This is a genomic window from Pedobacter sp. ISL-64, from assembly GCF_018613605.1.
Classification (GTDB): domain Bacteria; phylum Bacteroidota; class Bacteroidia; order Sphingobacteriales; family Sphingobacteriaceae; genus Pedobacter.
Window position 1 is genome coordinate 21,455 of the sequence record NZ_JAGGPU010000001.1, and the last position, 12,297, is coordinate 33,751.

At 37.9% G+C, this 12,297-nt stretch carries 13 protein-coding genes; 7 read left to right on the top strand and 6 right to left on the bottom strand.

The features are described from left to right. Positions 1-41 precede the first annotated feature (41 nt). The 3 genes from J7E57_RS00110 to J7E57_RS00120 all read left to right on the top strand — a co-directional run bounded on the left by J7E57_RS00110 (position 42) and on the right by J7E57_RS00120 (position 3,064). Complete coding sequence (locus tag J7E57_RS00110; protein WP_215129418.1) at positions 42-1,514, top strand: DUF5687 family protein; 1,473 nt, start codon at positions 42-44, stop codon at positions 1,512-1,514. A 2-nt stretch (positions 1,515-1,516) separates the two neighbouring features. Further along, a complete protein-coding gene (locus J7E57_RS00115; protein WP_215129420.1) occupies positions 1,517-2,209 on the top strand; it encodes an ABC transporter ATP-binding protein in 693 nt (230 codons plus the stop codon). A gap of 177 nt (positions 2,210-2,386) precedes the next feature. Beyond that, on the top strand, positions 2,387-3,064 hold the full coding sequence (locus J7E57_RS00120) for an OmpA family protein (RefSeq protein WP_215129422.1): 678 nt from the start codon (positions 2,387-2,389) through the stop codon (positions 3,062-3,064). A gap of 559 nt (positions 3,065-3,623) precedes the next feature. Here J7E57_RS00120 and J7E57_RS00125 read toward each other — a convergent pair. Further along, the gene (locus tag J7E57_RS00125; RefSeq protein ID WP_131028267.1) at positions 3,624-3,968 is read right to left on the bottom strand and encodes a hypothetical protein; all 345 of its coding nucleotides are present in this window, start codon (positions 3,966-3,968) and stop codon (positions 3,624-3,626) included. Positions 3,969-4,073: 105 nt separating this feature from the next. On the opposite strand from J7E57_RS00125, the gene J7E57_RS00130 reads away from it, so the two are divergent. The 3 genes from J7E57_RS00130 to J7E57_RS00140 all read left to right on the top strand — a co-directional run bounded on the left by J7E57_RS00130 (position 4,074) and on the right by J7E57_RS00140 (position 6,821). Next, entirely contained in the window at positions 4,074-5,099 is a 1,026-nt protein-coding gene (locus tag J7E57_RS00130) for a Gfo/Idh/MocA family oxidoreductase (protein ID WP_215129424.1), read from the top strand. 41 nt (positions 5,100-5,140) lie between these two features. Next, on the top strand, positions 5,141-5,914 hold the full coding sequence (locus J7E57_RS00135) for a zinc-dependent peptidase (protein WP_215129426.1): 774 nt from the start codon (positions 5,141-5,143) through the stop codon (positions 5,912-5,914). A gap of 82 nt (positions 5,915-5,996) precedes the next feature. Further along, entirely contained in the window at positions 5,997-6,821 is an 825-nt protein-coding gene (locus tag J7E57_RS00140; RefSeq protein ID WP_215164893.1) for a DUF6263 family protein, read from the top strand. Positions 6,822-6,937: 116 nt separating this feature from the next. Here the strand turns inward: J7E57_RS00140 and J7E57_RS00145 are convergent, their stop codons facing one another. The 5 genes from J7E57_RS00145 to J7E57_RS00165 form a co-directional block, all read right to left on the bottom strand. Then, complete coding sequence (locus J7E57_RS00145; protein ID WP_215129430.1) at positions 6,938-7,924, bottom strand: alpha/beta fold hydrolase; 987 nt, start codon at positions 7,922-7,924, stop codon at positions 6,938-6,940. Between the two features lie 136 nt (positions 7,925-8,060). Beyond that, positions 8,061-8,918, bottom strand: a complete 858-nt coding sequence (locus J7E57_RS00150; RefSeq protein WP_215129432.1) for a hypothetical protein — start codon at positions 8,916-8,918, stop codon at positions 8,061-8,063. A gap of 3 nt (positions 8,919-8,921) precedes the next feature. Next, positions 8,922-9,296, bottom strand: coding sequence for a GntR family transcriptional regulator (locus tag J7E57_RS00155; protein ID WP_215129434.1), 375 nt, complete (start codon positions 9,294-9,296; stop codon positions 8,922-8,924). Then, positions 9,297-10,094 carry a hypothetical protein gene (locus tag J7E57_RS00160; protein WP_215129436.1) on the bottom strand — a complete coding sequence of 266 codons (798 nt, stop codon included), beginning with the start codon at positions 10,092-10,094 and terminating at the stop codon, positions 9,297-9,299. Between the two features lie 3 nt (positions 10,095-10,097). Further along, on the bottom strand, positions 10,098-10,925 hold the full coding sequence (locus tag J7E57_RS00165; protein ID WP_215129438.1) for an ATP-binding cassette domain-containing protein: 828 nt from the start codon (positions 10,923-10,925) through the stop codon (positions 10,098-10,100). Between the two features lie 289 nt (positions 10,926-11,214). Between J7E57_RS00165 and J7E57_RS00170 the strand changes: the two genes are divergently transcribed. Beyond that, positions 11,215-12,294, top strand: a complete 1,080-nt coding sequence (locus tag J7E57_RS00170; protein WP_215129440.1) for an NADH:flavin oxidoreductase/NADH oxidase — start codon at positions 11,215-11,217, stop codon at positions 12,292-12,294. Positions 12,295-12,297: the final 3 nt, after the last annotated feature.

Genomic DNA, 12,297 nt, shown 5'->3' on the forward strand with positions numbered 1-12,297 from the left:
CTAATAAGTATATTGACTAAAATCAAATACCTAAACTAAATATGCTGAGTACTTTTTTAAGCCATCAAAGAAAATCTTTCTGGCGTTCGCGAAACAGAGGCAGTAGTATTGCTGGCCAGATTGTTTTGGGTTTTTTTATGCTCTACTTCTTTGCTTTAGCCGTTGGGATAGGCTTTGGGATGAGTATTTTTCTTCCGAAAATTTTTCCAGATCAAAACATTCTAAGAAGCTTTAACGGCATTATCCTCTATTATTTTGCATTCGATTTTATCATGCGCATGCAGTTTCAGGAGCTACCAACCCTTAGTATTATTCCTTATTTGCACCTAAAGATCCAGAAGAGTAAGATTATTAAATTTTTAAATGTTAAGGCATTATTCTCGGCATTTAATATATGGCCATTCTTTATCTTTCTTCCTTTTTGTTTCATTAAAATTTCTGTTGAGTACGGAGCCCTGGTTACAATTATGTACATCATCTCTATATTTTCGATCATGATTTTTAATAACTATCTGGTGTTGTACATCAAGCGGAAATCGATCACCAATACACTTTATACCTTTTTAGGCTTGGTTGTTATTGCTGCCTTTGCTGCTTTAGAATATTATAAGGTTATCTCAATCATGGCAGGTTCTGATGTGGTATTCAGGGCCATCGCTGCACAGCCTTTATATGGTTTTGCATTTACAATTGCTGCTGTTGGTATTTTTTACTTCAATTCTAATTTCTTGCGTAAAAATTTATATGTAGAAGAATTAAGTACAAAACAAGAGAAAAAAGGCAGTACCGATTATGCTTTCCTTAACCGCTTTGGTAAAGTTGGCGAACTCGCAGCTTTAGAACTGAAATTAATCCTTCGCCACAAACGCCCTCGTTCTTCGGTTATTCTTGGTTTCTTCTTCCTGTTCTACGGCTTTATTTTTTATAAAGAAAAAGCAATAGATCGCGATGCTTTCGGCCAAATGATGTTTGGTGCCATTTTTATGACTGGTGTTTCGATCATTATTTATGGCCAGTTTATGTTTGCATGGCAAAGTGCCCATTTTGACGGGATATTAGCCAATAAAATCAATTTTAAAGATTACATCAGGGCTAAATTTTTACTATTTACCATTGGCTGTACCATTATTACCTTATTGGCGAGTTTTTACGGGTTTTTAAGTCCGAAGTTATTACTCTTACACTTGGCAGCCTATTTATACAACATTGGTTTTGGTACCGTAGTGGTGCTCTATCTTGCTACATTAAACTATAAAAGATTAGATATCACCAAGGCGGCAAGCTTTAACTATCAGGGTACCGGTGCTACACAATGGTTGTTAATGTTTCCTTATGCGCTTACACCAATATTAATTTATGTGCCCTTTGGCATCCTCAACAAACCTTACTGGGGCTTGGTTGCCGTATCTGTTTTTGGCCTGGCCATGTTATTGTTGCGGGGCTTTTGGGTTAATTACATTGCAAAAAGATTAGAGTTACAACGTTATAAAATAGCCGAAGGCTTTAGAGAATAATTATGATTTTAGAAGTTAAGAATTTACAAAAAATTTATGGCGATAAAACCGTTGTAAACATCGAAGATCTGCAGATTGCTGCTGGCGAAACCGTTGGCTTGGTTGGAAATAACGGCGCTGGTAAAACCACTTTCTTCCGGATGCTTTTAGATTTAATCCGCCCAACTCACGGCGAGGTTTTATCAAAAGGCGAAAATGTAATGCACAACGATAACTGGAAGAATTATACTGCATCATTTTTGGATGAAGGTTTTCTGATTGATTATTTAACCCCGGAGGAGTATTTTATTTTTATCGGCAGTTTAAATAACTTAAGTGTGGCAGATGTTTCTGCCTATTTGAGTCAATACGGTGAGTTCTTTAATGGAGAAATATTAAACAGTGGAAAATACATCCGCGATTTTAGTAAAGGAAATCAGAATAAAGTAGGAATTGCGGCTGCCCTGATGCAGAAGCCAGAAATCTTAATTTTAGATGAGCCTTTTGCCAACCTCGATCCAACCACGCAGATCCGTTTAAAGAAATTGTTGAAAGAGCAAACTGGCAGCATGACTACCTTTATTTCCAGTCATGATTTAAATCACGTTACCGACGTTTGTAACCGGATCATTTTGGTTGAAAAAGGGCAGGTAATTAAGGATTTTAAAACAGATGAAAATACATTGAAAGAGTTAGAGAGTTATTTCTCTGCTTAGTTTTTGTACTAAGAATGATACAATATCGAAGAGTCTCCATTGATCGGGACTCTTTTTTTGTGTGTATATAGTTCGTGTTTGGAGTAAAATTCGGTCAAAATAGACAGAAAGTACTGTTCGGTTACTTTTTGGCATTGTGTTTGAATATAATGAGTAGAATTATAAATCTAGATTATTATGAGTATTTCAAAAGTAAGAATAGCAACATTAAGTATAGGGTTAGCAGTAGGATCGATGGCGTTCCAAAGTTGTGATAGTTTAACTAAAACACAAAAAGGTGCTGGTATTGGTGCTGCAGCTGGTGGTGTTATTGGTGCATTGATCGGTAAAAAAGCCGGTAATACAGCAGTAGGTGCCCTAATTGGTGGTGCTATTGGCGGTACAGCGGGAGCTTTTATCGGCCGTAGAATGGACAGACAGGCAGCTGAAATCCAGAAAGCTATTCCTAACGCAGAAGTTATTCGTGAAGGTGAAGGAATTATTGTGAAATTTGATAGCGGTATTTTATTCGATTTCGATAAAACGGCTTTGAAAGATGCAGCTAAAACAAACGTACAGAGTTTAGCTTCGTCATTAAATCAATATCCTGATACTGATATCAAAATTATCGGTCATACCGATAGCCGTGGTACTGAACAATATAACATGGGTTTATCGGAAAGAAGAGCAGCAGCGGTTAAAGCTTATGCGGTTTCTCAAGGTGTTCCATCATCAAGGTTAGTTACCATTGGTAAAGGTTTTGCTGAGCCAATTGCAGATAACGAAACTGATGCAGGCCGTGCAGCTAACCGTCGTGTAGAGATTGTAATCGTTGCTAACGATGCGTTAAAAGCGACAGCACAAAAACAAGGATAATATCGCAATTTTCCTCTACCTATGAGGTCATTATAAATGCAGCCCCGGTGTACATCCACTGGGGTTTTTTTTGTGCTGTTGTGGTGCCGGATGTTACCATCTGACACTAGATAATAAACTAGTCTGTTTTTTTGAAAAGCAGGTTCCTGCACACATCGGTTCCGAAAGTCCTGCTATCCACTTCAAGCCCCCACTGCGTTATGGGCTTTCCGTTTCTATCAGGTTTAGTTAACTTGGGTTCGGTGCTGGGGCAGGTCCAAACTTCCGAAGTTTCACTTAGGCTACGGTCGAGGCCAACTTCGGAAGTTTTCTAACCGCCCTGCAGCCCCAAATACTTGCACAAACTGAATGATCTAAACGGGATTGAAACGGCATCCTTCCAATCCCGATTCTTCATCGGATTGGAAGATATAGCAAAAAGCCCGACTAACTTAAATAGATGTAAATGGTCTTGCTTTCTAAAAGAAATATTAAATTTTAATCACTGCACTGGCCACGCAAAACTTACGAAGTTTCGCTCAGCCCAAGCAGTGGTCAACTTCGTAAGTTAGTCTGCGCATTACGAATAAATATCTTCGAAATAACTTACCACGAGCGATTTCATCAGCATTTCCTGCTCAAGCATGGTATAGGGAGGTATCGCTTTAATTAATTTCCAATGTGGCCAACCATCCTGATCTAAGCCTTCAAGCTCATAAAAGCCCATTTCGCTTAATAAACGGCAGGTAGCAATGTGCATCAGTTCCTCTTTTTGGCGTTTGCTGTATTTCTTTGGCCCTTTGCCCAGCTCCTGAACACCGATTAAAAAAAGCATTACTTTTAAATCAGGGAAATCTGAATCAAATTCCTTTGAAATCTTTTCCTGTAAAACTTTCCACTTGGCATTAATCTCCGACGGCTTCATATTGTGCAAAGATAGTGTAAAAACGTGTAAGGCCTAAGTAAAAGCTTTGCGGTTTTAACATTAAAGCTTGAATCGTAATTGTATTTTTAGCTACATTTATAACCTATGGATACGAATATCAATAAAACAATTAATGCGGGTTTATTAGCTTACGGCATGTCAGGGAAAGTTTTTCACGCTCCTTTTTTACAGGCACACAGCGGGTTCAATTTAAAGGCTATAGTAGAACGCAGCCATAAAAACGCAGTTAATGATTACCCAAGTATTACAAGTTATAATAGTGTTGAGGAGCTTTTAAATGATGCCGAAATAGAGTTGGTTGTTATTAATACACCTAATAATCTTCATTATGAGCATTCGAAAGCAGCATTAACCAAGCATAAACACATTCTGGTTGAAAAACCATTTACGGCAACAGCTGCGCAGGCAAAGGAACTTTTTGAACTTGCCGATAGTGTAGGGAAACAAATCTTTTTCTACCAGAACCGCCGTTGGGACAGTGATTTTACTTCGGTTAAAAAGGTGATTGAAAGCGGTAAATTAGGTAAATTGAACGAAATGCACCTGCGTTACGATCGCTACCGTAATGTAATTGGGCCGAAAGCATTTAAAGAAAACCCGGTAGAGGCCAGCGGACTTTTATACGATTTAGGCCCGCACTTGTTAGACCAGGTAATATGCCTGTTTGGCAAACCATTGAGTTACCATAAAATTCTGGGTAAGAATAGATTAGGTACTTTGGTCGACGATTATTTCTCGATCCAATTGAGTTACCCTAATAGTTTGTATGTTTTTGTTACTTCGAGCATGTTGGTGGTAAACCCACAGGCAGGATTTGTTTTACATGGCGTAAATGGAAGTTTTATTAAACAAAGAACGGATATTCAGGAAGAACAGCTGCTGGCGGGTATGAAATTAACCGATCCGGGTTACGGCATTGAGTCCGCAAGTAAGGATGGTTTATTAACAACCATTGCTGCTGAAGGCCATAAAACTGAGGAGACAATTCCATCAGAAGTAGGAAGTTATCTACCGCTTTTCGAAGCTGTTTATCAAGCCATAAAAAACAATAAACCCTATCCGGTTACACGTGAGGATGTTTTGATCCAATTAGAAATTATCGAAAGCTAACCCTTATCTGTGCAATCATTTAAATCCGTGTAATCCTTGTTATGAACTCGCTTCCACTTGCCTACTTAATTCCTATTTTTCTAATTGCCCTTTATCTCATCCTTAAAAAAAAGAAGGCTACTGTTGAGCCTTTAACGGATGTAGACAAAAAGATACTGGATGATTATGTAGGGTATTACCATAATCTCGATTCGACCGATAAGCTGAGGTTTGAGCAGAAAGTGGCCGCGTTTTTCAGCACGGTTAAGATAGAAGCGGTGGGTTTAGAAATGACAACATTAGATGAGTTGCTGATTGCCTCGAGCGCAGTTATCCCCATTTTTGGTTTTGACGATTGGCAATACAAAAACTTAACCAGCGTTTTATTGTATCCGGATACTTTTAATAAAGATTTCCAGTTTGAAGGTGGCGAAAGGAATATTATGGGTATGGTAGGGACGGGTTATATGAATGGACAGATGATTTTATCACGCTCGGCCTTGCGACATGGTTTTTCTAAAAGTGCAGGGAAAGAAAATACCGCTATACACGAATTTGTGCATCTTTTGGATAAATCTGACGGCGCAACAGATGGTGTTCCAGAGAATTTAATTGCACATGAATATACTTTGCCCTGGATTAAGATGATGCATGAGGAAATGGAAAAAATTGAAGACAATAAATCGGATATTAACCCTTATGCCATTACCAATCAGGCTGAATTTTTTGCTGTGGTTTCTGAATATTTCTTTGAAAAACCTGAACAGTTAAGGGAAAAACATCCGGAATTATATTTTCAATTAAGCCGCATTTTTGCGCAACAGCCTGCAGGTTAAAATGGTCAATTATCAAATAAAAATAGTTACAATAATCATCTGGAGCCTAGTCTCTATAACTGCCTTTGCACAGAAAACCTATGTGTTAAGACAAAATTATCCAACGGGTTATAAGTACGATTTCACACTTACTTCCGAACAGATCATTAACCAGAAAATTGCTGGCCGCGATGTGCATTTAACCCAAAGCATTGGAACGGATTATACTTTTGATATTACCGAAGGTCATAGTGGCGAAAAGGATGTGAAAGTAATATATAACAGAATTTTCATGAAATCTGTAGCGATGGGCAACACCATGACCCTCAATTCAGATGATCAGGATAGTACCAAAAAGAATCCTTTTAGCGGCTTAAAAGGGGCGTCTTTTTATATGACTGTAACCCCAAACGGTGGGATTAAAACAGTCGCTGGTATCGATAAAATGCTCGATAATATGGCGGCAAGGATGACTAAAGATACCAGTCAGGTTAAACAGATTAAAAATGCTTTAAGTAAACAATTTAGCAACGAGGTAGTAAAACAGACCATGGAATCGTCATTTAAAATTTACCCTGATAAACCCGTTAAAATAGGCGACAGCTGGACGGTTGATACTAAAATGCAGATGAGTATGCCCATTGAAACGATTACACAATACACATTGAAGGAAGTGAAAGATGGTATTGCTATTTTGAGCGTAAAAGGAACATTAGTCTCAAAAGGAAATTTTGAAGTGATGGGCAACAAAATGGAAACCGATCTACAAGGAACCAACTCAGGAGAAACCTCACTTGATATGAAAACCGGAATTGTACTTAACAGCCACCTACGTGTAGAGCTGTATGGTAAAATGAAATCGATGGGGCAGGACATCGATTTCGAAATGCAGGGTATTAATAAAATTGTAGGGAAAGAGATTAATTAGATTTAGTGTTGTCGTCATTCCCAACTTGATTGGGAATCTTAATGCTTTACAGTGCTTGTTATAAGCTTTAGGATTCCCGGATACGTGAGAATGACGATCACTCAAAATATTTATATTTACAAACTTCCGGTTAATGCTACCAAAAATTCCGTCGGAATTTCGATATGCGGAATATGTCCGCAGGCATCAAATTCGATAATTTTAGCCCCGATAATTTTGGCTGCAGTCTGCTTTCCTAAAAGTTTATATTGCCCGTGTAAAGCCTGTTGATCTGGCGTAAGCAGGCCTTTGCCGACGATGGTTTTATCTTCTTTACCAATAAACAAAACAGTAGGAACCTTTAAATTCTGAAATTCGTAGACCACAGGTTGTTCATAAATCATAGTATAAGTTAGTGCGGCAACTTTAGCCCAGCGTGGGTAGTCGGAACTATTGGTTACCCCTCCGGCAATGCTCACCAGGTATTCGTATTCGGGTTTCCAATAGGTAAAATAGGAACCCTGGTAATATTTACGAACACTTTCGGCTGTGGTTTTAAGTTCGGTTTGGTATTGTTGTGCAGTGGTGATATAAGGAATGAAAGTTTTATAATCTTCTAGCCCGATTGGGTTTTCGAGCAAGAGTTTTTCAGTTCTTTCCGGGTACATCAAGGCAAAACGCGTAGCCAGCATACCGCCCATACTATGACCTAAAACCACGGTTTTTTGAACGCCTAAGGTATCCAGCAGTCTTTTATTCCAGGTAGCCATTTGGTGGAAACTGTAATGGATAAATGCTTTAGATGATTTGCCAAAACCAATTTGATCAGGTACGATAACCCGGTAACCAATGTTAGTTAAGGCTTTAATTACATTACCCCAATAATAACCGCCAAAATTTTTACCGTGAAAGAGGATTGCTGTTTTTCCGTTGGGGGCAGCGGTTGGTGCAACATCCATATAGGCCATTTTAATATCCTGCCCTTCTGTATTGATAGGGAAATATTTAACCGGATATGGGTATTTAACGTTATCAAGGGTGATAGATAGGGTGTCTATTTTTTGTGCTTGTGCATGGCTAAAAACGAACAAAGTAAGTATAAGTAAAAGGAAGTATCTCTTCATAATGGGTAATGATGTAAAACTAAAAAGCTAATTGGCCCAAGTTAAACTTTTGCCAATTAGTTAGCTTAAAAATCATGCCCTTTTTGCAATAATCACGGTAATTTTTAAAAGGTTATTATTCTTCTAGGTAAAAGCATTATTTAATTATTTGCTTCAGATTGATCATAGGTATTTGAATACTTGTTTCATCAGAGAGCTTGCCACTCGCTTTATTAATCTTAATGCGTTGAAAATTTACTTCATTCTTTCCCAGGCTATTTAATATAAGGGTATCTATGGGGGCCACATTTTTATTTTCCTCATTTTTGAATTCTGCTTTTGCATTTTTTAAATTCAGATCTACATTCCCTAGCGTTGTATTGTTTACAGTTAGGTATCCGGTATTAATATCCACCTTCAGGTTTTTAATCGCCGCATCTTCAATCATTATGTTTGGTATCACTACATCTTGTTGTTCATAAACGGTTTGCTTTATAAGGTGCAGGTCTTTAATTTTCATCCCTTCTCCTAATCTGAAGTTTATGCCTTTTACGATTTCCACATTTAAACTTTCCTGATTCGCTGATAAGTCATCAATCGATACGTTGTTAAAAATAATACTTTCTAAATTTGGCGAAAAAATCAACAGTGTTCCATATTGATATTTGTTTCTTTTTTTTAAAGAGATATGAAGTTTTCCATCATCGTCTATTTTGTAATCGATATCAGAGGCAAGAGCTGTGGTTGCTTTAAACAAGAACTTATCACTGGCAATAATTTTTACGTTAAGAAAAGATGATTCCGAACCACTAATCACTACATTATGAAATGCCTTGACCGGATATTTTTTGATAAACCGATCTAAATCGCTATTAATATTTTCGGCTCCCATTAGCATTTTATTATAAGTTTTATTGTCGATGCGGTTTGCTTTGGCAATCAAAATCATTACTGTTAAGGGAACAATAAGAAGGGTAAGTGCTAACCCTATTAAAAGTTTACTACTTGTTTTCATTTTTTAGGCGTTAAAGTTTTGTGATACAAAAGTTTGATAGCGGGATTTTAGCTCATCGAAATCAATTTCCAAGAGGTAAAGGTTCCTGAACAGATTGGGCAGTTCATTGTCAATAAAGCTAGTTTTACGATATTGTTTTACCTGATCGATAGTATCATCAGCAAGGAAAAAACCTATTCCCCTTTTGTTGTTAAGGATATTCTTGCCCTGCAATAATTCGTAGGTGCGCATTACCGTATTGGGGTTTACCTCAAGTTCTACTGCCATTTCCCTAACTGATGGTATTTTTTCGTCGGCTTTCCATTTACCCAGCAAAATTTGTTCGCAAACATATTCGGCTATCTGTAGGTAAATTGCCTTGTTGTTATTAAATTCCATTTAGGCCTCCTTTTCTTTTAAACGTATAAATGAGATGAACCAGAATGCCAGTGTTAATAATATGCCAATTAAACTTGTTAGGAAAAAAATATTTTTTTCGTCTTGCCAATAATGGCTTCCAACCCAAACAGTGTTGTTAGTTAATTTTTTCATAACAAAAATTGTCGAAGTAACCCAAAATACCCCGAAGGCCATCACCGAAATTGCTGTTTTAATGTAATGGAAGCTCTGGAAAAAAATAGAACCTAGTAAAAAAACAGCATTGATTAAGAATGGCACGTAGTAATACTCATAAAATTGCTTAACAGTCGTAGTTGAAAAGAAATACGCTAGGTTATCTATAACTACTTTTTTACCGTAATGGTCATTATAACTTGATACTAGCGTATGGGTTGACCTGACAGACGAGACAAAGATAAGATCAGTTAGGTAGAAGCATAGCAAATAGCTTGGTATTGCAACTATTACAGTGTAAAATATACCACATGAAAATTTTTCAATGCTGGATGCAGGAATCAAAATATTAATAATTGCCTTGGGCTTTTGCCCTAAGTGCATAAAATAACTGTTAGCTATAATGCTCACGAAAAGCAAGCCCGTAATCAAAAATAACGGATACCTGAAGTTTAATGTATCATAAGAAAGGTGTTTCAATTTATCATCAGTTAGGCTTATGGAATAAATAAGGGCTAAAATCCCAATTAATACACCGAAACTGATCAGGTAAATTTTTCCAAAATCAAGCCATTGTCTTCTAAGCAATAAGCCAAATCTATTAATATTGAATGTGTTGTTCATCGCTTAACTGAATAAAGGTTTAAATTTGATTTTTTCGGCAAGTATAGCATTGAAAAGAAGTTCCATATCTAATTTGCTTTCTTCTTGATGATAGTTTGGCATAACAGCATTATACCCAGAGAGTGATGCCTCCGCGTAGATGATGCTATCATCGATTTCTTTAACTTTCTTGAAGGTTAACTTTGTTGTAATTTCTTCTACCGTAGCTTTAAGGGCGATATCGTTCTCATCAAGCATAATCACGGTATCGATCAGGTTGTCCAAATCTCTAACCTGGTGGGTGGAGATGATGATACACCGTTCATCTGTCATGGCAGAAGCCATAATTTTTCTGAACTGTGCTTTAGAAGGAATATCCAATCCATTTGTAGGCTCATCCATAATGACCAATTTCGCCCGTGTAGCCAACCCGAAAGCAATAATTACCTTTTTCTTTTGGCCGTAACTCATATTAATGAGTTTCTGCTCTACCGGAATGTCGAATTCTTTTATCAGATCAGTAAAATAACTGTGATCAAAATTTTTATAAAATGGTGCGCTTGCTTTTAAATAGGCATCTATTTTTACTGATGGTAAATAGAATTCTTCAGGTATAAAACAAATCTGCGCTAATAGTGCTGGCTGTCTTTTGGCCGGGTTAAAGCCCATTACATCCAACGTGCCACTCTGTGCATACACCAAACCGGCAAGATTTTTTAACAGGGTCGATTTGCCTGCCCCATTTTTTCCAAGCAAACCGTAAATATGACCATTGCTTAACCGCATGCTCATATTTTTAAATAATGGCTTATGCTTGCTGTAGCCAAAATTAAGATTGTTAATATTTATCATATCTACTGTATTAGTTAAATAATACACTAATGTATGATGTTGTTTGATGATCTCCAAATTATTTTGAAAAAAGTTTAGCGCTGAGCGAATAGGGGTTAGCGTTTTCACGCCTATCGCTCCGCGCCCTACGCCACGGGAAGGTAAAATATCAGTCTAATAATTGTTGCATTAAAACATCCTTAATGTGGAGATTGTATGTTTGTGGAAAAGCAAAGAGCGCTTGGGCAAATGACTTTATTTTCCTTTGCGAAAAAACTTTGAGTTCTTTGCGGTAAAATATCCCAATATTATGTCTAAATTATTTTCTCCTTTTACCATAAAGGATGTAACCTTAAAAAATAGAATTGTTATTTCGCCAATGTGCCAGTATTCTGCTGTTGATGGTTTTGCAACCGATTGGCATTTGGTGCATTTAGGAAGCCGTGCCGTTGGTGGTGCAGGTTTAATTATCCAGGAAGCTTCTGCAGTAACTGCCGATGGAAGAATTACCTATGCCGATTTGGGCATCTGGAAAGATGAACATGTAGCTAAATTAAAACAGATTGTTTCGTTTATCCATGATAATGGAGCAATTGCAGGCATTCAACTGGCGCACGCAGGTAGAAAAGCCAGTTGTGAAGTGCCCTGGAAAGGTGGCGAACAAATTGCCGCTGGTGAAAATAGCTGGAAACCAATTGCGCCATCTCCAATTTCTTTTAAGCCAGGACAGGTTGAACCACATGAATTAACGATATCAGAGATTCAGGATATTGTTTTTGCCTTCCGGGCAGCAGCTAAACGTGCATTGGATGCAGGCTATAAAGTTGTAGAAATACATGCTGCGCACGGTTATTTACTACATCAGTTTTTTAGTCCGCTGAGCAATAAACGTACAGATGTTTATGGCGGAAGTTTCGAAAACCGTATTCGTTTGGTAATCGATGTGGTTGAAGCTGTACAATCGGTATGGCCGGAAAACTTGCCTTTATTTGTTCGCATTTCTGCAACGGATTGGACGGAAGGTGGCTGGAACGAGAACGACTCGCTACAATTGGCAGCGGTGCTAAAAGATCGCGGTGTGGATTTAATTGATACCTCATCGGGGGGTAATGTGCCCGATGCTTTTATTCCTGCGGGGCCAAACTATCAGGTTCCTTTTGCTGATAAGATCAGAAATGAAATTGGCATTTATACAGGTGCAGTAGGCGTGATTGTAGAGGCGCAGCAGGCGGAAGAAATTTTAGAACAAGGCAAAGCTGATTTGATTTTTATTGCACGCGAATCGCTGCGTGATGCCTATTTTCCTACCCATGCGGCGCAGGTACTTGGCGATGATACCGAATGGCCAAATCAGTATGTGAGGGCTAAGAGGACAGTGGTTAAGAAGTGATTG

Coding starts and splice junctions, on each gene's coding strand:
- J7E57_RS00125 (WP_131028267.1), bottom strand. CDS start 3,968: ATGAAGCCGTCGGAGATTAATGCCAAGTGGAAAGTTTTACAGGAAAAG.
- J7E57_RS00115 (WP_215129420.1), top strand. CDS start 1,517: ATGATTTTAGAAGTTAAGAATTTACAAAAAATTTATGGCGATAAAACC.
- J7E57_RS00145 (WP_215129430.1), bottom strand. CDS start 7,924: ATGAAGAGATACTTCCTTTTACTTATACTTACTTTGTTCGTTTTTAGC.
- J7E57_RS00155 (WP_215129434.1), bottom strand. CDS start 9,296: ATGGAATTTAATAACAACAAGGCAATTTACCTACAGATAGCCGAATAT.
- J7E57_RS00110 (WP_215129418.1), top strand. CDS start 42: ATGCTGAGTACTTTTTTAAGCCATCAAAGAAAATCTTTCTGGCGTTCG.
- J7E57_RS00165 (WP_215129438.1), bottom strand. CDS start 10,925: ATGATAAATATTAACAATCTTAATTTTGGCTACAGCAAGCATAAGCCA.
- J7E57_RS00135 (WP_215129426.1), top strand. CDS start 5,141: ATGAACTCGCTTCCACTTGCCTACTTAATTCCTATTTTTCTAATTGCC.
- J7E57_RS00160 (WP_215129436.1), bottom strand. CDS start 10,094: ATGAACAACACATTCAATATTAATAGATTTGGCTTATTGCTTAGAAGA.
- J7E57_RS00150 (WP_215129432.1), bottom strand. CDS start 8,918: ATGAAAACAAGTAGTAAACTTTTAATAGGGTTAGCACTTACCCTTCTT.
- J7E57_RS00170 (WP_215129440.1), top strand. CDS start 11,215: ATGTCTAAATTATTTTCTCCTTTTACCATAAAGGATGTAACCTTAAAA.
- J7E57_RS00120 (WP_215129422.1), top strand. CDS start 2,387: ATGAGTATTTCAAAAGTAAGAATAGCAACATTAAGTATAGGGTTAGCA.
- J7E57_RS00130 (WP_215129424.1), top strand. CDS start 4,074: ATGGATACGAATATCAATAAAACAATTAATGCGGGTTTATTAGCTTAC.